At 66.6% G+C, this 21704-nt stretch carries 18 protein-coding genes; 6 read left to right on the top strand and 12 right to left on the bottom strand.

Translation table 11 applies throughout. The annotated features are described in order from the left end of the window. Nucleotides 1–56 precede the first annotated feature (56 nt). The 4 genes from LPA35_RS14760 (at nucleotide 57) to cynS (ending at nucleotide 3755) form a co-directional block, all read left to right on the top strand. The gene (locus tag LPA35_RS14760) at nucleotides 57–1463 is read left to right on the top strand and encodes a CmpA/NrtA family ABC transporter substrate-binding protein (protein WP_228897490.1); all 1407 of its coding nucleotides are present in this window, start codon (nucleotides 57–59) and stop codon (nucleotides 1461–1463) included. Nucleotide 1464: 1 nt separating this feature from the next. Further along, on the top strand, nucleotides 1465–2334 hold the full coding sequence (gene ntrB / locus LPA35_RS14755; RefSeq protein ID WP_228897489.1) for a nitrate ABC transporter permease: 870 nt from the start codon (nucleotides 1465–1467) through the stop codon (nucleotides 2332–2334). Further along, complete coding sequence (locus LPA35_RS14750) at nucleotides 2324–3199, top strand: ABC transporter ATP-binding protein (protein ID WP_228897488.1); 876 nt, start codon at nucleotides 2324–2326, stop codon at nucleotides 3197–3199. Before ntrB ends, LPA35_RS14750 begins: the two co-directional genes overlap by 11 nt. Nucleotides 3200–3311: 112 nt before the next feature. Then, nucleotides 3312–3755: a cyanase gene (gene cynS, locus LPA35_RS14745; RefSeq protein WP_008905293.1), complete on the top strand. Its 444-nt coding sequence runs from the start codon at nucleotides 3312–3314 to the stop codon at nucleotides 3753–3755. A 196-nt stretch (nucleotides 3756–3951) separates the two neighbouring features. On the opposite strand, the gene LPA35_RS14740 is transcribed toward cynS, so the two are convergent. The 8 genes from LPA35_RS14740 to LPA35_RS14705 form a co-directional block, all read right to left on the bottom strand. After that, the gene (locus LPA35_RS14740; protein WP_228897487.1) at nucleotides 3952–4719 is read right to left on the bottom strand and encodes an anti-sigma factor domain-containing protein; all 768 of its coding nucleotides are present in this window, start codon (nucleotides 4717–4719) and stop codon (nucleotides 3952–3954) included. Then, on the bottom strand, nucleotides 4716–5282 hold the full coding sequence (locus LPA35_RS14735) for a sigma-70 family RNA polymerase sigma factor (RefSeq protein WP_055396332.1): 567 nt from the start codon (nucleotides 5280–5282) through the stop codon (nucleotides 4716–4718). Before LPA35_RS14735 ends, LPA35_RS14740 begins: the two co-directional genes overlap by 4 nt. A gap of 107 nt (nucleotides 5283–5389) precedes the next feature. Further along, a complete protein-coding gene (locus LPA35_RS14730; protein WP_116748784.1) occupies nucleotides 5390–5968 on the bottom strand; it encodes a DUF3455 domain-containing protein in 579 nt (192 codons plus the stop codon). 152 nt (nucleotides 5969–6120) lie between these two features. Beyond that, on the bottom strand, nucleotides 6121–7446 hold the full coding sequence (locus LPA35_RS14725; RefSeq protein ID WP_116748785.1) for an FAD-dependent oxidoreductase: 1326 nt from the start codon (nucleotides 7444–7446) through the stop codon (nucleotides 6121–6123). Beyond that, nucleotides 7443–8600 (bottom strand): acyl-CoA dehydrogenase family protein, encoded by a 1158-nt coding sequence (locus LPA35_RS14720; RefSeq protein ID WP_228897486.1) that lies wholly within the window; start codon nucleotides 8598–8600, stop codon nucleotides 7443–7445. Before LPA35_RS14720 ends, LPA35_RS14725 begins: the two co-directional genes overlap by 4 nt. Nucleotides 8601–8643: 43 nt before the next feature. Further along, nucleotides 8644–9213 carry an OsmC family protein gene (locus LPA35_RS14715; protein WP_008905298.1) on the bottom strand — a complete coding sequence of 190 codons (570 nt, stop codon included), beginning with the start codon at nucleotides 9211–9213 and terminating at the stop codon, nucleotides 8644–8646. An 86-nt stretch (nucleotides 9214–9299) separates the two neighbouring features. Next, complete coding sequence (locus LPA35_RS14710) at nucleotides 9300–10211, bottom strand: sulfurtransferase (RefSeq protein ID WP_228897485.1); 912 nt, start codon at nucleotides 10209–10211, stop codon at nucleotides 9300–9302. A gap of 234 nt (nucleotides 10212–10445) precedes the next feature. After that, on the bottom strand, nucleotides 10446–12074 hold the full coding sequence (locus tag LPA35_RS14705) for a sigma-54-dependent Fis family transcriptional regulator (protein ID WP_228897484.1): 1629 nt from the start codon (nucleotides 12072–12074) through the stop codon (nucleotides 10446–10448). A 108-nt stretch (nucleotides 12075–12182) separates the two neighbouring features. Here LPA35_RS14705 and purT point away from each other — a divergent pair, with 108 nt between their 5' ends. Next, nucleotides 12183–13385 carry a formate-dependent phosphoribosylglycinamide formyltransferase gene (purT, locus tag LPA35_RS14700; protein WP_228897483.1) on the top strand — a complete coding sequence of 401 codons (1203 nt, stop codon included), beginning with the start codon at nucleotides 12183–12185 and terminating at the stop codon, nucleotides 13383–13385. Nucleotides 13386–13448: 63 nt separating this feature from the next. Further along, nucleotides 13449–15860, top strand: a complete 2412-nt coding sequence (locus LPA35_RS14695) for a bifunctional diguanylate cyclase/phosphodiesterase (RefSeq protein ID WP_228897482.1) — start codon at nucleotides 13449–13451, stop codon at nucleotides 15858–15860. Here the strand turns inward: LPA35_RS14695 and LPA35_RS14690 are convergent. The 4 genes from LPA35_RS14690 to LPA35_RS14675 form a co-directional block, all read right to left on the bottom strand. Then, complete coding sequence (locus LPA35_RS14690; RefSeq protein ID WP_228897481.1) at nucleotides 15835–16770, bottom strand: ATP-binding cassette domain-containing protein; 936 nt, start codon at nucleotides 16768–16770, stop codon at nucleotides 15835–15837. The two genes, LPA35_RS14695 and LPA35_RS14690, sit on opposite strands and share 26 nt — an antisense overlap. A 117-nt stretch (nucleotides 16771–16887) precedes the next feature. Beyond that, nucleotides 16888–18024, bottom strand: coding sequence for a GGDEF domain-containing protein (locus LPA35_RS14685; protein WP_228897480.1), 1137 nt, complete (start codon nucleotides 18022–18024; stop codon nucleotides 16888–16890). 24 nt (nucleotides 18025–18048) lie between these two features. Then, on the bottom strand, nucleotides 18049–19530 hold the full coding sequence (locus LPA35_RS14680) for an AMP nucleosidase (RefSeq protein ID WP_055396354.1): 1482 nt from the start codon (nucleotides 19528–19530) through the stop codon (nucleotides 18049–18051). 68 nt (nucleotides 19531–19598) lie between these two features. Next, nucleotides 19599–21671 carry a bifunctional diguanylate cyclase/phosphodiesterase gene (locus tag LPA35_RS14675; RefSeq protein ID WP_228897479.1) on the bottom strand — a complete coding sequence of 691 codons (2073 nt, stop codon included), beginning with the start codon at nucleotides 21669–21671 and terminating at the stop codon, nucleotides 19599–19601. Nucleotides 21672–21704: the final 33 nt, after the last annotated feature.

The following is a 21704-nucleotide window of genomic DNA, read 5'->3' as shown; positions in this document are numbered from 1 at the left end:
CAAAAACTGGCCCGCGCTTTGCGTAACGCCTGGCACCAACTTCTTCGAGGTGTGCCATGTCCGAATTCTTCTCGCCCTACGATGCCGACCGCCCGTTGATGCTGAAATGCAGCTGTGGCCGCGACCACACGGTGGCCGACCACCACACCGAGGTGTCGGCCGATGCCGCCGCAGCCACCCTGCGCCAGCGCAGCGAGACCCGTGAGTTCGAGCTCTACAGCAACGAGTTCATCGAAGCCACGCTGGTCAAGGCGCTGTTTCCGCAAGACGCAGTGCGCCGCCGCTTCATCAAGGCGGTGGGCAAGGGAACGGCCATGGCGGCCATCGCCAGCGTGTTGCCCGTGGCCAGCATGCAGGCCATGGCGCAAGAGAAACAGGGTGCACTGGAGAAGACCAACCTCAAGATCGGCTTCATCCCGATCACCTGCGCCACCCCGCTGATCATGGCCCACCCGCTGGGCTTCTACAGCAAGCAGGGCCTGAGCGTCGAAGTCACCAAGACGGCCGGCTGGGCACTGATCCGCGACAAGATGATCAACAAGGAGTACGACGCCACGCACTTCCTGAGCCCCATGCCGCTGGCGATCTCCATGGGCCTGGGCTCCAACGCCACGCCGATGAACGTGGCCACCATCCAGAACGTGAACGGCCAGGCCATCACGCTCAGCCTCAAGCACAAGGACAACCGCGATCCCAAGAACTGGAAGGGCTTCAAGTTCGCGATCCCCTTCGAGTACAGCATGCACAACTTCCTGTTGCGCTACTACCTGGCCGAGGCGGGCTTGAACCCCGACACCGACGTGCAGCTGCGCGTGGTGCCACCCGCCGAGATGGTGGCCAATCTGCGTGCGGGCAACATCGACGGCTTCCTCGGCCCCGATCCTTTCAACCAGCGTGCCGTGTTCGAGGAAGTCGGCTTCATCCACCTGCTCACCAAGGACCTGTGGAACGGCCACCCCTGTTGCGCCTTCGGCACCAGCACCGAGTTCATCCAGAAGAACCCCAACACCTTTGCCGCGCTGTACCGCGCGGTGCTCACCTCGGCCGCGATGGCGCGCGACCCGGCCAACCGGGAGCTCATCGCCAAGGTGATTGCGCCCCAGGCCTACCTGAACCAGCCCGAGGCAGTGCTCAACCAGGTGCTCACCGGAAAGTTCGCAGACGGCCTGGGCAAGATCCAGAACGTGCCGGACCGCGCGGACTTCGACCCCATGCCGTGGCAGAGCATGGCCGTGTGGATGCTCACGCAGATGCAGCGCTGGGGCTACATCAAGGGCGATGTGGACTACAAGCAGATTGCCGAAAAGGTGTTCCTGATCACCGATGCGAAAAAGCAGATGAAGGCGCTGGACCAGAAGGTGCCCGAAGGCACGTACCCCAAGTTCAAGATCATGGGGCGCGAATTCGATGCCGCCAAGGCGAGCGAGTACGCCAAGAGCTTCCCCATCCGCAAGGCGGCATGACATGACTCCCGCCAAGAACCTCAACCTGCGCGCGGGCCTGTTGTCCGTGCTCATCTTCCTGGCCCTGCTGGGGATCTGGTACATCGCCACCGCTTCTTCGGGCGTGGGCAACAGCACGGCCGGCATGACCGCCGAGCAGATCGAGTACGCCAAGATGATGGGCAAGGACCCAGGCGCCAGCTCCAAGGGCAGCGGCTTCCCCTCGCTGGCAGAGATGGGCCGTACCGTGTGGGGGCACGTGTCCAACCCGTTCTATGACAACGGCCCCAACGACAAGGGCATCGCCATCCAGCTCGCGCATTCGCTGGGCCGGGTCGCGCTAGGGTTCGGCCTGGCCTGCTTGGTGGCGATACCGCTCGGTTTCGTCATCGGCATGTCGCCGCTGCTGCGCCGTGCGTTCGACCCGTTCATTCAGGTGCTCAAACCCATCAGCCCGCTGGCGTGGATGCCGCTTGCGCTCTACACCATCAAGGACTCATCGATCTCGGGCATCTTCGTGATCTTCATCTGCTCGGTGTGGCCCATGCTGGTGAACACGGCGTTTGGCGTGGCATCGGTCAAGCGCGAGTGGCTCAACGTGTCGGCCACGCTGCAGGTCAACCCGCTGCGCAAGGCCTTCCTGGTGATCTTGCCCGCCGCAGCGCCCACCATCCTCACGGGCATGCGCATCAGCATGGGCATCGCCTGGCTGGTGATCGTGGCGGCCGAGATGCTGGTGGGCGGCACGGGGATTGGCTACTTCGTGTGGAACGAGTGGAACAACCTGTCGCTCACCAACGTGATCTTTGCCATCCTGGTGATTGGCGTGGTGGGCATGTTGCTCGACCTGGCCTTCGGCCAGCTGCAGAAGGTGGTGACCTATGTGGAGTGATGTCGCCCAGCGCCCGGCTGTTCCAGCCCCTCTTGCCACTGACGCCTCGCAACGAAAGGCCTCTGCTGTGACCCAAGGCTTCCTCCAGATCGACCGGCTGAGCAAAGCCTTTGTGCCCGCCAAGCCCGTGTTTGCCGATGTGTCGTTCACGCTCGATAAGGGCGAATTCGTCTGCATCATCGGCCACTCGGGCTGCGGCAAGACCACCATCCTGAACGTGCTGGCGGGGCTCGACACCGCCACCTCGGGCACCGTCATCATGGACGGGCGCGAAGTGGCCGGCCCCAGTCTGGACCGGGGCGTGGTGTTCCAGAGCCACGCGCTCATGCCCTGGCTGACGGTGCGCCAGAACATCGCGTTCGCCGTGAAGTCGCGCTGGCCCGACTGGAAGAAGGGCCAGGTGGATGTGCATGTGGAGAAGTTCGTGGCGCTGGTGGGCCTGAGCCCTGCCATTGACAAGAAGCCTTCGCAGCTCTCAGGTGGCATGAAGCAGCGCGTGGGCATTGCGCGCGCGTTCTCCATCCAGCCCAAGATGCTGCTGCTGGATGAACCCTTCGGCGCACTCGATGCGCTCACGCGCGGCACCATCCAGGACGAGCTGATGGCCATCGTGCGCCAGACGCAGCAGACGGTCTTCATGATCACGCACGATGTGGACGAAGCCATCTTGCTGGCCGACCGCATCCTGCTCATGAGCAACGGCAACGAGACGCCCGAGGGCTACCGCCCCGGCGGCATCGCCGAGGTGGTGGTGAACCCGCTGCCACGCGAACGTACGCGCACCAGCCTGCACCACCTGGACGGCTACTACGCGCTGCGCAACCACATCGTGGACTTTCTCGTCACCCGAGCCAAAGCCCACTGATTTCCTGAATAACCCAGCACTGTCGTGTTGCCCCTTGGGGGGGCAGGGAGTGCTGCACCCTGAAGTTCCTGTTCCCTGTTCCAAAACCCATCCCACCGAAGGAGCCATCACCATGAACCGCAACGACGTTACCGAAAAGATCATCAGCACCAAGGTCGCCAAGGGCCTGCAATGGGAGGCCATTGCCAAGAAGGTCGGCCAGTCCAAGGAATGGACCACGGCCCTGTGCCTGGGCCAGATGACGGCCACGCCCGAGCAGGCCAAGATCGTGGGCAAGATCTTCGGCCTCACGGCCGAAGAGCAGAAGTGGCTGCAGGTGGTGCCCTACAAGGGCTCGCTGCCCACGCCCGTGCCCACCGATCCGCTGATCTACCGCTGGTACGAGGTGGTGAGTGTGTACGGCACCACCATCAAGGAGCTGATCCACGAAGAGTTTGGCGACGGCATCATGAGCGCCATCGACTTCAGCATGGACATCCAGCGCGAAGCCAACCCCAATGGCGACCGTGTCAACGTGGTCCTGTCCGGCAAGTTCCTGCCGTATAAACAGTACTAACCCCCTGAGTCGCTTCGCGCCTTCCCCCTTTCTCTCGAATTGCTGCGCAATTCGGGAAGGGGGACACCGCCAGCGCCCGCCAGCGAAGCGCCGCCTGTGCGGCTTGGCGGCCCTTGCGCGGCGGTCGCTGGTATAGGCCGTGCTCGTTACACCGGCGTGGGCCTATGCATTGCGCCGAGTGGGGTAACGAAGACAGTCAGAGCACCTTGACCGCCCGGCCGATGAACTGGATGGGCCCCGTGGGCTTGCCAATCGGCGAGCCCGTGGGCGGTTCCAGCGTCAGCTCGAACAACTGGTTGGGCTGCAGCGGCGGCAGCTTGTCCAGCGGGATCTGCAGGGGCTGACCGGGCTGCACCAGGCCCAGCGATACGGGGCCGCTCCAGCCGTCGGCCTTGGTCCAGAACTCCAGGGCCTTGTCGGCCGGTACTTCGGCCATACCCAGCGGAATCAGGCTGATCTGCCGGGGCGAGCTGGCCTGCACCACCCAGCCTGGGGCCTTGTCATGCGGTGCGACCAGCACCACCATGAACTGCGGCGGCGCGGCCACTGGGGCGGTGCGGGTGACGAGCACTGCCGCGAGCACCGCCGCCATGGCAAAGCCCGAGCCGGCGAGGGCCCGCCACAGGCCCAGGTGGTCCCACCAGCGCACGGACGGTTTGCGTTTTGTTTCTGCGCGGGGCGGTGCAACGGGTGTCGCAGTCTGTTGAGGGCTCGCCGCTCGCAGCGACTCGTCGATGCGCGCCCACAAGGCAGCGGGCGGCGCGATGGGCTCTGCCAGCTGGGTCAGCGGCAGCAGGCGGGCTTCCCATTCGGCAACCGCCTGTTGCAGTGCCTTGTCACCAGGCAGGCGTTGCTGCACACCCTGGCGTTCGGCAGCGGGCAGGGTGCCCAGCACGTACTCGCCGGCCAGCACGCTCAGGTCTTCCGGCGAGGGGGTGGACGGTGTGTTGCGCACGTCGGTCATGCCATGCACTCCCGCAGCGAAACCAGGCTGCGCCGGATCCACGCCTTGACGGTGCCCAGCGGCGCGCCGAGGCGCTCCGCAATTTCTCCGTGCGAGCAGCCGTCCACATAGGCGTGCAGCACGCAGTTGCGGCGCGCGGGGTCCAGGGCCTCCAGGCAATGCTGCAGGCGGCCCAGGCTGGCGTTCAGCGCAAAGGTTTCCTCGACCTCATGGTGGGCCTGCACAGACATGTCGGCCTCCAGGGCTTGGGTGGTGGTGTCGTCCACATCAACGTGGCGGCCCGCGTCGCGAACGGCGTTCAGGGCCAGGTTGCGCACCACGCTGTAGATCCAGCCGCGTGCGCTGCCCCGGCGCGGGTCGTAGCTGGCGGCGCGGGTCCAGATGTTCACGCAGGCATCGTGCACGATGTCCTCGGCCAGGGCCCGCTGGCGCACGATGCGCAGCGCAACGCCCAGTAGCCGCGCGCCCTCCTGTTGGTACAGGCGGTGCATGGCCTGCCGGTCGCCCGCTGCGCAGGCGGCCAGAGCGGCTTCGTAGTCAAAATCGCCAGGGGTGTCGGGCACGGTGTGCAGGCAGCGGGGCCTCGTCTAAAGAGTGGGCGCATCGTAGCCGCAAACCCGCCACCGCCTGGCGGTAGCCCCCGCTGGGCAGGGGATTGCGTGTGCGTGGTTTACGCGGCCTTCCAGAAGATGTAGTCGGCCTGGTACTTCACGATCTGACGCTCGCCCTTGTTGGCGGTGGTGCAGGCAGCAGCGGGTGCCACGCCGCCCTTGAGGGCCACGCGCTGGATGAAGGTCACGCCGGTCATGGCGCCCGAACCCATGGCGGGGTTGGCCTTGACGAGCTGGTAGGGCAGGTTACCCGTGCCCGAGGGCGCCACGGCTAGCTGGGTGGCTGTCAGCTTGGACCCATCGCTCGACTCCCAGGTGGCCGGCGGGCCGTAGTAGGTGCCCACTTGTTTGCCGCTGCGGTCATTCAGCACGGCCTTGGGGCCCACGAACACCCATTCGGTCTGGCCGGGCATGTTGGCCTTGTCGCGGCATTCGTAGGTGATCTCGCCCACGCCCACGGTTTCCATCGCCACCTTGTTGCCAGCCGGCACCTTGATGCTGTCGGGCAGGCTGTCCTGCGAATACATGGATTTGGAAGGCGACGACATCATCGAACCGCAGGCGCTCAGCAGCACGGCGGCGGCAATGGCACCCGTCAGGGGCAGCAGGCGGGAGATGGGGGACGTGTGGACGGTCATGGCGTTTCTCTCTGGTCTGTGGGTTGATAGGACAGCAGCAAGTTGCGCTGCTGTAGGTACTACCCACGAAAACGCCGTTTGGATGCAGTGGATGCCAAAATTTTTTACCGGTGCCAGCCCGGGCAAGATTGCCGCCCGGGCCCGAGGCTGCCTCAATGCAGGGTCAGCGGCCGGGTGGTGGTCTTGACCCGCACCACGGCCGCCCGGTGCTCATAGGGGGCCACCGGCTGGCCCAGGATGGCGGCCGCCAGCGTTCGCGCCTGCCGGGCAATCGGTTCGATGTAGCGGCTGCACTGCCCTTCGATGCTGATGCAATCGCCCAGTGCATGGATGCGGGATACGCTGGTTTGCAGCGTGCCTGCGTCCACCGCAATGCCATGGGTCCAATCAAGCCCTGCACTCTGCGCCAGGCGGTGGGGGGGCAGCAGGCCTGCAGCCACCACCACTTCGTCCGCCGCAAAACGCCGCCCGCTGGTGGTGGAGACGCGGTAGCGCGAGCCCACGCGTTCCACCTGCTCCACCTGCAGACCGCCTTCAAAGCGGATGGACAGGTCTTTCCAGGCGTCCAGCAGCTGCGGGCCCGCCTGCTGGTCGTGCCAGCGCGCCAGTGGTTCGGTGGCCGTGTCCAGCAGCGTGATGTGGTGGCCGCCCAGTGCCAGGTCGTTGGCCAGCTCACTGCCGACCAGGCCCGCGCCGATGATGAGCACGTCCTTGGGCTGGTCGCCCAGGTGCTGGCGCAGGCGCTGGTAGGCGTCCAGGTGGTTGATGCGCCAGCACAGGCTGGCGGGCAAGCCCGGAGGCAAGGCGGCCTGCGCACCGTGGGCCAGCACCAGGTGGCCGTAGCGCAGCACGCCCCGCGTGGTGCGCAATTGGCGGGTGTCGGCGCAGATGCGCACGGCATGGGTGTGGGCCAGCAGGGTGACGCCCAGGCGGTGCGCCGCATCGCGACCGGTTTCGGACACCAGGGCCAGCGGGTCCAGCTGGCGCGCCATGGCCACCGACAGCAAAGGCTTGTCGTACCGGTCGCCCGCGCAGGCCGTCACCAGGGTGATGGGCAGCGTGGCGCTGTGTTGGCGCAGGGTTTCGGCCAGTTGCCAGCCTGCACGGCCCGCGCCGACGATGACCACGCCCAGCTCGCCACGCACGCGCAGGGAGGCGGCTGGCGCTGCGCTGGCCTGCGCCCGCAGCGCCTCCAGCGTGGGGGCTTCGTACGGCGAAAAATCGGCCTTGGTCACGCCGCACAAGGGGCAGGCCCAGTCGTCGGGTATGTCTGCCAGCCGCGTGCCGGGCGGCAGGCCGCCATCGGGGTCGCCGTCGGCCTCGTGGTAGACGTAGCCGCAGGCGTTGCAGATGTAGCTTTGCCAGGGCGCCTGGGTGGCCGCGTCGGCAAACGCATCGCACAGCGCCTGCGATGCCGCGCTCAACACGAACTCGGAGGCAACTGACGGCGTGGTGGCGGTGGGGAGGGCGGGCGTCATCCAGGCATCTCCTCGGTGCTGAGCCGGGCGATCTCCTTGCGCAGGTGCTTGATGGCGGGCGTGACGATGGCCACAAAGTGCGACTCGCGCACGCGCCGCTGCACGTCCGAGCTCATGAGGTAGCCGCGCGCACCCTGGTGCATCAGGGCGGACTGGGCGGCGCGCAGGCACAGCTCCGCGCCATGGGCACGGGCGTCCAGCACGTCGATGAAGAAGTCGGTGCTCGTGTCGAACGGGGTCTGGGCCAGTTGCATGACGCGTGCAGTCAGTGCATCCAGTTCGGCCTGCAGCGCGTCGGGCCGGTCTTCCAGGAACTGGTTGACATGGCCCAGTTGGGCCTCCACCGCCCACATCGAGTCGATGGCGCCCTGGGTGATGCCCACGGCCATGCCACATTGCAGCATCACAAACGCAGCGCGGATGCGGGCGATGAAAGGCCGGGTGGGGTCGGCCATGGTGTCGGCCGTGCCGATGAAATGGTCATTGAGCCGCAGCGCATAGGTGCCCGTGCCCTCCATGGCGGAGAAGCTGGGGCATTCGCGCATCTCCACGCCCGGTGCGTCGCAGCGCAGCAGGAACATCACCTCGTGCTGGCTGGCCGCACCGTCGGCCTCCACCACCGCCGCAATCGCGCCGCAGTAGTGGTCGGGCCCCAGGTTGCTCACCCAGGGCAGGGTGCCGTTGACGAGGTAGCCGCCCTCCACCGGCGTGGCCTTGAGCAGCAGGCTTTCGATCTGCGCGTAGCTCTTCATGGGGTTGGACAGCGCCGTGCCGCCCCTGCCTGCGCCGCTGGCGTGGCGCTGCAGCACATCGCCCATCAGCGCGGGGTTGCCCGACTGCTGCAGGTACAGCCCACACACCGCCTGGCACCACATCATGAAGCCGGTAGCGCCGCACACGCGCGAGGCCTCGGCCATGGCGCGGATGGCCAGGCCGTAGTCGGCCGGGCCGGCCGTGCTGTCCAGGTGCGCGCTCATCGCGCCCACGGCGGCCAGCTGCTGCAGCTCGGCGCAGGGGTAGTAGCCGGTGCGGTCAATCGCCTCCACCTGCGCGGCCAGCGGGCCCTGGGCGATCTGGCGCACGGCGGCCAGCAGCGCATCGCCCCGCAGGGCGCCGTCCAGGTGGAGTTGGGGAGGGAGGTCGGCGGGATTCATGGGGCTCCTTGGGTGCGCAGGGCGGGCTCGGTTGCGGGGCTGTTTAGTCCGCGAGGCTGATCTCGAAGGGGATGGGGTTGCGCATGCTGTTGGCCACGGGCGAGTAGAAGTTGGCGTGCTGCACGATCTCGTCCAGTACCTCGCGCGGTGCATCGCCCTCCACCAGCACCTTCACGCGGATCGCCTGAAAGCCCATCTCCGGCGGCGTCTTCTGCAATGCGCCACCCGCACCCCAGGCGGCGGGGTTGCCGATGTCGCCTTCCATGAAGACCTCGATCTTGCTGAGCTTGACCTGCTTCCAGGTGGCCACGGCCGTGATGCCCACGGCCAGGCAGCCGCCCAGGCCCGACAGCACGATCTCGCCGGGCGCAGGTGCCGTGTCCTGACCGAACAGGTGCAGAGGCTCGTCCACCACCACCGGCGCATGGTTGCCCACATAGCTCAGCGAGCGGTACTGCCCCTCCATCACCGTATGGACCTTGTTGGTACCCCGGCTGGCAGGGTTGTTGCGGCCCTTGTCGGCAAAGGCCATCAGCCCGTCGCGGTCGATGGGGCGCAGGTGCGTGTGCACGGTGGTGACGGGGGCAGATGGTTCCAGCAGATCGGTGGACATGGTGTTCCTTGGAGAAAGAGAAGGGAATGCAAAAAAGAAGGACAGGGTTCGCAGCGGGCCACGCCCGCTGCAACAACGCACAGGGCTCAGGCCGCCAGCGCCAGCGCAGGCTTTTTGGGGAACTTGACTAGCGGCAGCCCGCTTTCAATCGGCAGCTTGTCGTCGCGCGACCATTCGTTCCACGAGCCGAAGTACATGCGCACATCGGCAAAGCCCGCCTGCTTGAGCGCGAGGAAGGTGTTGGACGCACGCGCGCCTTTAAAACAGTACAGATACACCGTGTCCGCAGGGCTGATGCCCGCCGTGGCGCATTCAGCGCGCACTTCGTCGGGCGACTTGAACACCGGGCCTTGGGGCGAGGGCTTCATGAAGCGGTACCACTCCAGCCACTTGGCACCGGGCAGGCGGCCTTTTCGCGGCGCAAAGTCCTTGCCATAAGGGCTGGAGCTGTCGCCAATCCACTCGTCCACATCGCGCACGTCCAGCAGCACGGTGTCGGTGCCCAGGGCCTCGATCACATCCTCCTTGGTCAGCATCACGTCGGTGGTGGCCAGCTGGGTGGGGAAGATGGCGGGTGTGGGCACCACGGCCTCGGTGGACGTGGGCAGCTCTGCCGCCTTCCAGGCCGAGTAGCCGCCATTGAGTACCTTGACCTTGGGGTAGCCCAGCCAGGTCAGCAGGTAGTAGCCCCGGCACGACTGGCCGTAGCCGCTGTTGAGCGCGTCTTCATAGAACACGGCCGTCTCGGCGCCCGACAGGCCGATGGCGCCCAGGTGCGCGGCAAAGGTGTCTTTCAGTTCCTGCAGCCCCTGGGGCGTGGAGGTGGCGAGATACGTGAAGGTCTCGCGCAGGTTCACCGCGCCGGGGATGTGCCCCAGCGCATAGGTGTCGGCGTCGCGGGTGTCGATCAGCACCACAGGCTCTGCGGCTTGCAGGGCCAACAACTGGGTGGGCGAGATGAGGACGGCGTCGGAGGCGGATGCGGTAGGGGTGCTCATGACAAAACCTTTCGATGCGGAGGTGGGCGGGATGCCTTTCCTCCTTATTGCAACAGGTGTGCCAGAGCTTGTGAATGCAAAGAAATTTGAATGAAATAGGCTGCTAGCGCTGATTGGTAAAGCGCTGGAAGCTATTGATTTGATAGTATTTTGTGCCGACTATCACCAGAGCGCAGCCTGTCCAACGCGGACGCTGAACACTGTGTCTACAAATTGTTGACACAGTGTTGGGCGTCACTTCAAGCCTGCTTTGCGCAGCCGGTAAGCGAACTGCCGCAGCGTCAACCCCAGGCTCTGCGCCGCGCGCGACTGGTTGCCGTGGTGTTCGACCAGCGCGGCCTGCAGCACCTGAACGCTGTGGGACTGGGCCGAGGCGTAGTCGCGCACCAGCGGTGCTGCGGCGATAGGGGTAGACGGCATCTCGGCCTGAATCTGCTGAACGGGCGCCGGTGCGGGTGGCAAAACCACAGCCGCAGCGGGCAGAAACCGGTCCAGCTCGCCACGCGTTACCAGCGTGTCATTGGTCAGCAGCACCAGGCGTTCGATCACATTGCCCAGCTCGCGGATGTTGCCGGGCCAGGGGTGTTCTTCCAGCCGCGCCAGCGCGTCGGGCGAGAGGTTCACGTTGCGCTGGTGCGCCTGGTTGGCGCGGCTCACAAAGTGCAGCGCCAGCGCGCGGATGTCTTCACGCCGCTCGGCCAGCGAGGGCAGATGGATCGGAATCACGTGCAGGCGGTAGTACAGGTCCTGCCGAAAGCGGCCGGCCTCCACATCGGCCGCCAGGTCGCGGTGGGTGGCCGCCACCAGGCGCACGTTGACCTTGACCTCGCGCTGCCCGCCCAGGCGCACCAGCGTGCCCTCCTGCAGCGTGCGCAGCAGCTTGGACTGCAGGGCCAGCGGCAGCTCGCCAATCTCATCAAGAAAGATGGTGCCGCTGTCAGCCTGCTCAAACCAGCCCGCGCGGGCTGTGCTGGCGCCGGTGAACGCGCCTTTCTCGTAGCCAAACAGTTCGGATTCGAACAGCGCGTCCGGAATGGCCGAGCAGTTGACCTTGATGAAGGGCCGGTCGCGCCGCCCGCTGGCCAGGTGCACGGCGCGTGCGAACAGCTCCTTGCCCGTGCCCGACTGGCCCAGCAGCAGCACGGTGGCCTGGGTTTGCGACACGCGCTCCAGCTCGCTCAACGCCTGCAGCAGCGGTGGCGAACTGCCAATGAGCCCGTAGCGCGCGCTTTTGGTGTTGAGCGCGTTGGCCAGCACGGCATTGCGCGCCTCCAGCTGCCGCGTCTGGTCGGCCACCAGGGCTTCGAGCTGCAGCAGCTGCCCCACCAGCGTGGCCAGCACGCGCAGCACGGCCAGGTCGTCGTTCAGGTGGCGCTGGCGGCTGCGGATGCGGTGGCAGGCCAGCACGCCGATGGGCGCGTTGTTGACCTCGATCGGCAGGGCGATGAAGGCCACCGTCTCGGGCGGCAGCTGGCTGCGCTCCACTGCGCGTGCCAGAAACAGCGGTTCGGCATCAATGTCCTGCACGATGGCAGGCTGCCCCGTGGCCAGCACGCGGCCTGTGATGCCCTCGCCCCAGGCGTACCGCCCGCGCTGCACCTCGGCCTGGGTGAGGCCGTACGCATGCTGGATGGAGGCGGTGCGCGGCGCGCCGGCTGGGGAGGAGGGAGCGTTGTCCACCAGCACGATGCGCCCCCGGTTCAGGCCCAGCAGCTCGCTCATCAGGTGCAGCATTTCGCGCAGCACCAGGCCGGGCGCCAGGCTGCGGCCGATGAGGCGCATCACCTCGCGCATCAGCAGCAGCTCCTGGGCGTGCCAGTCGGTGGGGCTGTGCGAGCGGGCCGTGCTGGAAGGGGAGGGCATGGGCGGTGGGGGCATGTCAGGGCGATTGCAAGTTCTGCGCCCGGGTGCATTAAAGTCGCCTGCGTCCCGCCATTTACCGACTTTTTCACCTTCTCGAAAGCACCCACCATGACCACCCTCGGAACCCCTCTGTCCCCCCATGCCACCAAAGTCATGCTGCTGGGCTCGGGCGAGCTGGGCAAGGAGGTGCTGATCGCGCTGCAGCGCCTGGGGGTGGAAACCATTGCCGTGGACCGCTACGACAACGCCCCCGGCCAGCAGGTGGCCCACCACGCGCGCACCATCACCATGAGCGACCCGGCCCAGCTCAAGGCCCTGATCGAGGCCGAGCGCCCGCACCTGGTGGTGCCCGAGATCGAAGCCATCGCCACCCCCATGCTCGAAGAGCTGGAAGCCGCGGGCACCGTGCGCGTGATCCCTACGGCCCGCGCAGCGCGCCTGACCATGGACCGTGAAGGCATCCGCGTGCTGGCCGCCGAAACGCTGGGCCTGCCCACCAGCCCTTACAAATTCTGCAATTCGCTGGAAGAACTGCAGGCCGCGATTGATGCAGGCATCGGCTACCCCTGCATCGTCAAGCCCGTGATGAGCAGCTCCGGCAAGGGCCAGAGCAAGATCGACGGCCCCGCCGACGTGCAAAAGGCCTGGGACTACGCCATGGCCGGTGGCCGGGTGAGCCACGGCCGCGTGATCGTCGAGGGCTTCATCGACTTTGACTACGAAATCACCCAGCTCACCGTGCGTTCGGTGGGCACAGATGGCCAAATCACCACCAGTTTCTGCGACCCCATCGGCCATGTGCAGGTGAGTGGCGACTATGTGGAAAGCTGGCAGCCCCACCCCATGCACCCGGCCGCACTCGAAAAGTCGCGCCAGATCGCCAAGGCCGTCACCGACAACCTGGGCGGCCAGGGATTGTTTGGCGTGGAGCTGTTCGTCAAGGGCGAGCAGGTCTGGTTCAGCGAAGTCAGCCCCCGCCCGCACGACACCGGCCTGGTCACGCTGTGCACCCAGCACCAGAGTGAGTTCGAGCTGCACGCCCGCGCCATCCTGGGCCTGCCGGTGGACACGAGTCTGCGCAACCCCGGCGCCAGTGCCGTCATCTACGGCGGTGTAGAAGCCCAGGGCATCGTGTTCGATGGTGTGGAAGAAGCCCTGCGCGTGCCGGGCACCGACCTGCGCCTGTTCGGCAAGCCCGAGAGTTTTGTGAAGCGCCGCATGGGCGTGGCGCTGGCGCGGGCTGAGAATGTGGACACGGCGCGTGCGAACGCCAAGCTGGCGGCGAGCAAGGTCAGGCCCCGCGTGGCCTGATAGCCTGCGGCCGCAGTTGCGGCGGGCCGGTGCGACGACGGCGCTTCTGAAGGAGAAACCCCTGTGAGCCTGAGTGCGCGGATCTTGTGGCTGGTGCTGGCAGCCTCTTTGTTGCCTGTGCCGGCCCTGGTGTGGCTGCTGCTGGAGTTCCGGGTGGCCACCACCGGACAGGCGCGCGACCGGCTGGTGGCCCGGGCAGGCATCATTGCCAGCGACCTGGACGACAAGATCGCTGGTACCGGGCAACTCTTGTTTGGCCTTGGGCGCGTACCCCTGCTGGCAGCGGGCGACAAGGCCGCCTGCTCTGATTTCCTGGCAGATGTCCTCAAGGAACATCCCCAGTACACCGGCATCCTCACCATTCAGCCCGATGGTTCCCTGTTCTGTGATTCGCTGCGCAGTGGCCGTACCCTGGACCTGCGGGACCGCAGTTACTTTCAGCGTGCGCTGACAGCCTCCGGGCCGGTGCTGGAAGCGGTCATAGGCCGCCTGACGGGCAAAGGGGTGCTGCAGGTGGCCTACCCGGTGCGCGATGCGGGAGGCGCGTTGCGCTTCATCCTGCTGGCCTCGCTCGACATGCAGGACTACGGGCAGGCCACGGTGCATGCACAGCGCTATGAGCGCATGCATCTGCAGGTATGGAATGCCGACGGTTCGGTGGTCATGGACTTCCGCCGGCCGGAGGTGGCGCCGCTGACCCTGGGGGACGCCGAACGCACTTTCATGCTGCAAGCAGTCGAAGGGCATGCCGTGATGGAGGGGGCCGATGGCGTGCGTCGCGTCTGGGTGCGCGCCCAGTTGCCGCGCGCACAGGGCTCGGATCTGCGTCTGGCCCTGGCCGTGCCCGAGGACGACCTGCGTGGCCCGGTGGAGCGCCAGTTCCGGCGCGCACTGCTGGGGGTGCTGGCACTGGCGGCCATCGTGTTCGTTGCTGCTTTTCTGTTGGTGGAATTTGCGGTGCGCCGCCATGCCATGCGCGCCATACGTGCCATTGGCCGCATGGATGCTGGCAACTACGCCGAACCCATTGGTACACCCTATCCCCCGGGAGAGCTGGGGCAGGTGGCCCGGGCACTGGACCGGATGGCGGAGTCCCTGCTGCGCCAGCAGCAGTCCATCGCGCTGCACACGGAGACGCTGGAGCGCCAGGCGCGGCGAGACCCCCTGACCGACTTGGCCAACCGCTACAGCCTCACGGAGCGGCTGGACGCGGCGTTGGACCGGGCGCGGGAGCAGGGCCACTGCGTGGCCGTTCTGGCCATGGACCTGGACCGGTTCAAAGGGGTGAACGACAGCCTGGGCCATGCCCGGGGCGATGCCTTGCTCAAGGAGGTGGCGGCCAGGTTGCAGGGTTGTGTGCGTCCTGGCGATGTGGTGGCCCGGCCGGGTGGGGATGAGTTTGTGGTGGTGCTGCCCGACCTGCCGGACCCGGCGGTCGTGGAGCCCATGGCGCGGCGCATTGTGCGGGCGCTGACCCTGCCTGTGGAGACCGGCACGTCCAGCTGGTTGCTGGGCACCAGCCTGGGCATTGCGGTCTTCCCGCAGGATGGGGACTCTGGCGACCTGTTGTTGCGCAATGCAGACGTGGCCATGTACGACGCCAAGGACCTGGGGGGGAATCGGCTGGCTTTCTTCAGCCCGCACATGACGGAGGTGTTGACGGAGCGCCTGCGGGTGGAGGCGGGCCTGCGCCATGCCATCGAGCACGACGGGCTGCGCCTGCACTATCAGCCCATCATGGATGCGCGGACGGGGCGTTTGTCGTCGGTGGAGGCGCTGGTGCGGTGGGCGGACCCGGAGCGTGGGCTGGTGTCTCCGCTGCAGTTCATCGGCATTGCGGAAGAAACGGGGCTGATCGTGCCCCTGGGCGAATGGGTGCTGAACGAGGCCTGCGCGCAGGCACGCCGGTGGCTGGATGCCGGGTGGGGGGAGATCCCGGTGGCGGTGAACCTCTCGGCCCGTCAGTTCCAGGAGCCCGAGCTGGACCAGGTGGTGGCCCGCGCCTTGCAAAGCACCGGGTGCCCACCCCGGTTGCTGCAATTGGAGATCACTGAAAGCTCGATCATGGAGCCCGTGGAGGAGGCCCTGCAGACCATGCAGCGCCTCACCGCGCTGGGCGTGCAGCTGGCCATCGACGACTTCGGCACCGGCTATTCGTCACTCAGCCAGCTCAAGCGGTTTCCGGTGCGCAAGCTCAAGATCGACCGCTCTTTCGTCAACGACCTGGGGAGCAACGACCGGGGCGAGATGCTGGTGGACGCCATCGTGGCCCTGGCGCAAAGGCTGGGCCTGCGCACGGTGGCCGAGGGCGTGGAAACCGACCACCAAGCCCAGTGGCTGGCCCGGCTGGGCTGCGACGAACTGCAGGGTTACCTCTTTTCCCAGCCTTGCGCGCCACAAGACCTTGAAAACTGGTGGCAGGGTCGGGTGGCAGGCCGTTCCGCCGGCCCTATTCCCGGATCTGCCGCCCCGTGAGCTTGAGGAACAGGTCTTCCAGATTGGCCGGCCGGTGCAGCGTGCGCAGGTGGCCGTGTGCGGCCAAGGCCTGCAGCAGTGGCTGGGCGTTCTGGGTGTAGAAAAACACGGTCTCGCCGCTGATTTCCACGCGGGCGGCCTGGGCACGCAGCGCGGCGTCTTCGGCCATCTGGGCGGCCCCCACGCCGAACACCTCCACCACATCCGGCTCCAGGTGCTGGGCGATTAGCTCGCGCGGGCGGCCTTCGGCAATCTTGCGGCCGTGGTCCAGCACCAGCAGGCGCGAGCACAGGCGCTCGGCCTCGTCCATGAAGTGGGTGGTCAGCAGGATGGACTTGCCTTGCTGCAGCAGCAGTTGCAGGCGCTCCCACATCAGGTGGCGGGCTTGCGGGTCCAGGCCGGTGGTGGGCTCGTCCAGCAGCAGCAGGCGCGGGTTGTTGACCAGGGCGCGCGCCAGCGACAGGCGCCGCTTCATGCCGCCCGATAGCTCGCCCGGCTTGGCATCGGCCTTGTGGGTGAGGGCTGCGAACTCCAGCAACTGGGGTACACGCTGGTCCATCACTGCGCCCTTCAGCCCAAAGTAGCGGCCGAACACGCGCAGGTTCTCGGCGCAGGTGAAGTCCGGGTCGAGGGTGTCGAACTGCGTGACCACACCCAGCTGCGCCTTGATGGCCAGCGCATCGCGTGGCATGTGCAGCGGTGCGGTGCCGGGCTTGGAGGTGAAATGCACTTCGCCGCCATCCGGTGACGCCAGGCCCAGGCACATGCGAATGGTGGTGGTCTTTCCAGCACCGTTGGGGCCGATGACGCCCAGGCATTCGCCGGGAGCAATCGCGAAGGACACGTCGTCCACCACCGTGGTCTCGCCATAACGTTTGCGCAGGTGCAGAGCTTCAAAAAGTGCGGTCATGGAGGGATTGTGTGCGACGTGGGCATACCCGGTGTTGCGCGCAGTCGTTGTGGCAAAGATCAACACTTAGCGCAGGTGGATAGTGCACTGATTGCTATCAAAAGAGGATCAATTGGCTCAGTCCGCTGCGACCAGCCGCCCACGGCCCGCCGTCTTGGCTGCATAGAGGGCGCCATCGGCACGGGCCATCAGTTCCGCCAGGGCGGCCTCACCGGGCTGCAGGACGGCCATCCCGGCGCTGTAGTCCAGCGCAAAGCCCAGCTCGGCCACACTGGCTGCATGCAGGCGCCTGCGCAGTCGCCGGTCCAGGGCCAGTCCGGCGGGCTCGCTGTTGTGCAACAGCAGCACACCAAACTCCTCGCCACCCAGGCGGCCAACCAGGTCGCCGCTGCGGCAGGTGTCGCCCAGCAGGCTGGCAAACAGTTGCAGGGCGCGGTCCCCGGCCTCGTGGCCATGGGTGTCGTTGACCTGCTTGAAGTGGTCCAGGTCCAGCATCATTGCCGTCATGGGCAACTGGTGGCGTGCGGCGTGGGCCAGCAGGCTGCTGCCTTGGGTGGTGAAGCCGCGCCGGTTGAGCACGCCGGTGAGGCCGTCGGTCATCGCCAGCGTGCGCAGCTTGTGTTCAGCCTCCGACCGCCAGGCCACCAGTAGGGCGACCGTGCCGAGCACCAGGCTCACGTTGGTGGCCACGGCGGCAGCGAGGTTGACAGGATGGGGAGTGCGAAAGCTGGGGTACTGGTCGGTGAAGGCGCCCAGCATGCCCCGCGCCAACGTGAACGCGGCCGACGTCAGCAGGCAGCCCAGCAGCAGGCTGCGCCAGCGCAGGTTGGCCTCGACCACCGGCGCCAGGGTGGCGCGCGCAACGATGCACAGGATGGTGGCCAATACAAAGTTGGCCCAGCCCACGCGCCAGGCGTAGTGACCAAAGCCCAGGGTGTAGCCCAGTGGGGCGGCTATCACCAGCACCAGCAGCAGGCGGCGCAAGGGACGGGGGCCCAGCCATTCTTCGAGCGCCCGGTACAGCATCCACTGTGCGGCCGCGTTGCAGGCAATCGACACGGTGGAAAGGGTCTGGTCCCACAGGGTGGATGAGGCAATGATGGCCGCCCAGGCCACGGCCTGCAGCAGCATGCTCGCCTGCACATGGCGGGCCGCGCGGCTCACGTCCCGGCCCATGATCAGCGGCAGCGCGGCCGAGATCATGAACAGGTTGGCCGCCATGACCGTCATCAGCGTGAGGAAATCCAGTGGCATACGCAGTGGCCCCGGGGCCTGTGTTTACTGAAAAGCGACCTCGGCAAAGCTGCGCAGCTTGCGGCTGTGCAGGCGGTCCACGCCGCCGTTGCGCAGGATCTCGATGGCGCGCATGCCGATGCGCAGGTGCTGGTCCACCCGCTCGCGGTAGAAGTGGTTGGCCATGCCGGGCAGCTTGATTTCGCCGTGCAGGGGCTTGTCGCTCACGCACAGCAGGGTGCCGTAGGGCACGCGGAAGCGGAAGCCGTTGGCGGCGATGGTGGCGCTTTCCATGTCCAGCGCCACGGCGCGGCTCTGGCTGAAACGGCGCTGGGGCGTGTTGTCGGGCAGCAGCTCCCAGTTGCGGTTGTCGGTGCTGGCCACGGTGCCGGTGCGCATCACGCGCTTCAGGTCGGCGCCGCTGATCTGTGTGACATCGGCCACGGCCTGCTGCAATGCGAGCTGGATCTCGGCCAGCGCCGGGATGGGCACCCACAGCGGCAGGTCTTCGTCCAGCACGTGGTCCTCACGCACGTAGGCGTGGGCCAGCACGTAGTCGCCCAGCTGCTGGCTGTTGCGCAGGCCCGCGCAGTGGCCCAGCATCATCCAGGCGTGGGGGCGCAACACGGCGATGTGGTCGGTGATGGTCTTGGCGTTGGCGGGGCCTACGCCGATGTTGACCATGGTGATGCCGCTGCTGTCTGCGCGCACGAGGTGGTAGCCGGGCATTTGCGGCAAGCGCGGCGGGGCTACGCCCAGTTCGTCGCCGGGCTGGGCACCCAATCCCACGCGGCGGGTGACCACGTTGCCCGGCTCGATGAAGGCGATGTATTCACTGTCGGGCTTGGCCATCTCGGCGTGGCCCAGGCGCACAAATTCGTCGATGTAGAACTGGTAATTCGTGAACAGCACGAAGTTCTGGAACCACTCGGGCGCCGTTCCCGTGTAGTGGCGCAGGCGGTGCAGCGAGTAGTCCACGCGCGGCGCGGTGAACAGCGACAGCGGCTGCGCCTCGCCTGGGCGGGCCTGCCAGGTGCCGTTGGCGATGCCGTCGTCCATGGCAGCCAGGTCGGGCAGGTCGAACACGTCGCGCATCAGCATGCGGCGCTCGGGCGTCAGCGTGCCCTCGATGTGGTCGTGCTCGGCAAACGAGAAATGGATCGGAATGGGGTGGGCGCTGGTGCCCACTTCCAGCTCCACGTTGTGGCTGGCGCGCAGCAGGCGAAACTGCTCGGCGTAGTAGTGAGCGAACAGGTCGGGCCGGGTGAGGGTGGTTTCGTAGCGCCCAGGGCCTTCCACAAAACCATAGGCCAGCTTGGTGTCGGCCCGCGCCACGGTGGTGGTGTGCACCCGTACAAAGGGGTAGAACGCGCGCACGGCGCCTTCGGGCGTTTCGCCTGCCACAAAACGCTGCATGGCGTCGCGCAGGTGGCCAATCTGTTGCTGGTAAATGCGCTGCACCTGGGCCAGTGCGTCGGCCGGGTCGGTGTGGCGGGTGGGGGCGATGAAGTCGGGGATGAGGGGCATGCCCCTATTGTCCACAAGCCGGGAACGTGTCTGTGTGACGGCACCGGGAAGGGATCGGAAACAGGTTCTTAAACCGGCAAATCGCGCATCCAGCGCTGGAGCGCCACGGCATCCAGCGGCACCGACACCACATGCCCCTGGATCAGGTCACACCCCAGGCCCTTGAGCAATTGCACCTGCGCCGGGGTTTCCACCCCTTCGGCCACGGTTTTGAGCTGCAGGCTGCGGGCCATCTGAATGACGGCCGTGACGATGGCCACGTCGTCGGGGTTGCCGGGCGTGTCCACCACAAAAGACCGGTCGATCTTGAGGCTGTCGATGGGGTAGCGCTTGAGGTAGGCCAGCGACGAATACCCTGTGCCAAAGTCGTCGATCGAGATGCCCACGCCCAGCGCTTTGAGGGCATTGAGGGTGTCCAGCACCTGGCCGGTCTGGTGCATGAGCACGGATTCGGTCAGCTCGATCCCCAGGTACTGCGGCGCCAGGCCGGTATCGCGCAGCGCCGCGGCGATTTCGCCAGCGACATCGCGCTGGCGAAATTCGAGGGCCGACAGGTTCACCGCCACGGGCACCAGGGCCAGGCCTTCGTCCTGCCATTCCTTGAGCTGGCGGCAGGCCTCGCGCATCACCCAGCGGCCGATGGGGGTGATGAGGCCGCGCGATTCCGAAAAGGTGATGAACTCGTCCGGCCCCACCAGGCCGCGCTGCGGGTGGCGCCAGCGCACCAGAGCCTCCAGCCCCTGCAGGGAGCCGTCTTCCAGGCTGATCTGGGGCTGGTAGTGCAGCACAAAGGCGTTGTCCACAATGGCCTCGCGCAGAAGGCGCTCGTGCTGCAGCACGTCGATGGCGCTGGCTTCCATGCTCGGGGTGTAGAACTGGCGGTTGCCGCGGCCGCTTTCCTTGGCGTGGTGCATGGCTGCATCGGCGCAGCGCAGCAGTGCATCGCCGGTGGTGGCGTGTTCGGGGAAAAGGCTGATACCGATGGAAGGGGACACCGTCAGCGGCACCTGGCCCAGGGTGAACACGCCGTGCATGGACGCCAGCAGCTTGTCGGCCACCCGGGCGGCATCGTCGGGGCCCTGCACATCGGTCAGCACCACCACAAACTCATCGCCGCCCAGCCGCGCCACCACGTCAGCGTCGCGCACGCCCTGGCGCAGGCGTTCGGCCACGTTGCACAGCAGCTGGTCGCCTGCATGGTGGCCCAGCGAGTCGTTCACCGTCTTGAAATGGTCCAGGTTCACAAAAAGCACGGCCGCACGGCCGTGGCGCCTGCGGGCCAGCGACAGCACCTGCGACAGCTGTTCCATCAGGAAGTGGCGGTTGGGCAACTGCGTGAGCGTGTCGTGCAGCGCAATGAAGGCCTCGCGTTCCTGGGCCTGCTTGCGGGCCGTGATGTCACGCACCACCACGATGCGGTAGTCGGCATGGTGCAGTGGCATGGTCTTGCCCACCACCTCCACGGGAATGACATGACCGTCCTTGTGGCGGATGGTCACTTCGTAGGGGTCTTCGCGCCCGGTGCGCGTGTAGTCCAGCGCCACGGCCCTCCATTCCGGACTGATGAAGTGGAAGATGGAAAACCCCACCACCTCCTGCAGCGCATAACCCGTCAGGCGGGTGAGTGCCTCATTGCCGTCGGTGATGATGCCGTCGCGGTGGAACACGATGGCCTCGTCCGTGGCCTCGGTGAACTTGCGCATGCGCTCTTCGCTCTGGCGCACTTGGCGCTCCGCGCGCCAGCGCTCAGTGATGTCGGTGATCAGAACGAACGAGCCCAGCTGCTGCGCGCTGGCGTCAAAGTGCGGGATCAGGTTGACCTCGATCATGCGGGCCTCGCCATTGGGCAAGGTCTGCTCACGTGTGTACTTCACATGTTCGCCGCATGCGGACCGTTCCACATGCGGCTGGATGGCCAGCCAGGCCTTGTCGCCGATGGCCTCCTGCACCGTGAGGCCCAGGATGGACTCGGTCGTGTGGCCGTTGTAGGCGGCATAGCCTTGGTTGGCGAACTGGCAGCACAGGCCGGGCAGGTTGTAGTAGGCCATCAGCGCGGGCACGGAGTCTGCAATCAGCCGCAGCAAAGCATCGCTGGAGCCTCGGGGGCCAGGGGTGGGGGCTGCGTTGGTGAGGTCTTGCATGGGCAGGCGCTGATGGGTTTTGTTATAGCCGAT

Origin of the sequence: Acidovorax sp. Leaf73 (assembly GCF_916855635.1) — a bacterium.
Lineage (GTDB): Bacteria > Pseudomonadota > Gammaproteobacteria > Burkholderiales > Burkholderiaceae_C > Acidovorax > Acidovorax facilis.
Note: the sequence above shows the minus strand (reverse complement) of the source record. Positions and strands in the feature narration are given on the sequence as shown.

Bases quoted from the DNA above. Each gene is read 5' to 3' on its own strand.
- LPA35_RS14685 (WP_228897480.1), bottom strand. From the start codon at position 18,024: ATGCCACTGGATTTCCTCACGCTGATGACGGTCATGGCGGCCAACCTG.
- LPA35_RS14675 (WP_228897479.1), bottom strand. From the start codon at position 21,671: ATGCAAGACCTCACCAACGCAGCCCCCACCCCTGGCCCCCGAGGCTCC.
- ntrB (WP_228897489.1), top strand. From the start codon at position 1,465: ATGACTCCCGCCAAGAACCTCAACCTGCGCGCGGGCCTGTTGTCCGTG.
- LPA35_RS14740 (WP_228897487.1), bottom strand. From the start codon at position 4,719: ATGACCGACGTGCGCAACACACCGTCCACCCCCTCGCCGGAAGACCTG.
- LPA35_RS14690 (WP_228897481.1), bottom strand. From the start codon at position 16,770: ATGACCGCACTTTTTGAAGCTCTGCACCTGCGCAAACGTTATGGCGAG.
- LPA35_RS14720 (WP_228897486.1), bottom strand. From the start codon at position 8,600: ATGAATCCCGCCGACCTCCCTCCCCAACTCCACCTGGACGGCGCCCTG.
- LPA35_RS14750 (WP_228897488.1), top strand. From the start codon at position 2,324: ATGTGGAGTGATGTCGCCCAGCGCCCGGCTGTTCCAGCCCCTCTTGCC.
- LPA35_RS14760 (WP_228897490.1), top strand. From the start codon at position 57: ATGTCCGAATTCTTCTCGCCCTACGATGCCGACCGCCCGTTGATGCTG.
- purT (WP_228897483.1), top strand. From the start codon at position 12,183: ATGACCACCCTCGGAACCCCTCTGTCCCCCCATGCCACCAAAGTCATG.
- LPA35_RS14710 (WP_228897485.1), bottom strand. From the start codon at position 10,211: ATGAGCACCCCTACCGCATCCGCCTCCGACGCCGTCCTCATCTCGCCC.
- LPA35_RS14730 (WP_116748784.1), bottom strand. From the start codon at position 5,968: ATGACCGTCCACACGTCCCCCATCTCCCGCCTGCTGCCCCTGACGGGT.
- LPA35_RS14725 (WP_116748785.1), bottom strand. From the start codon at position 7,446: ATGACGCCCGCCCTCCCCACCGCCACCACGCCGTCAGTTGCCTCCGAG.
- LPA35_RS14715 (WP_008905298.1), bottom strand. From the start codon at position 9,213: ATGTCCACCGATCTGCTGGAACCATCTGCCCCCGTCACCACCGTGCAC.
- LPA35_RS14680 (WP_055396354.1), bottom strand. From the start codon at position 19,530: ATGCCCCTCATCCCCGACTTCATCGCCCCCACCCGCCACACCGACCCG.
- LPA35_RS14705 (WP_228897484.1), bottom strand. From the start codon at position 12,074: ATGCCCTCCCCTTCCAGCACGGCCCGCTCGCACAGCCCCACCGACTGG.
- cynS (WP_008905293.1), top strand. From the start codon at position 3,312: ATGAACCGCAACGACGTTACCGAAAAGATCATCAGCACCAAGGTCGCC.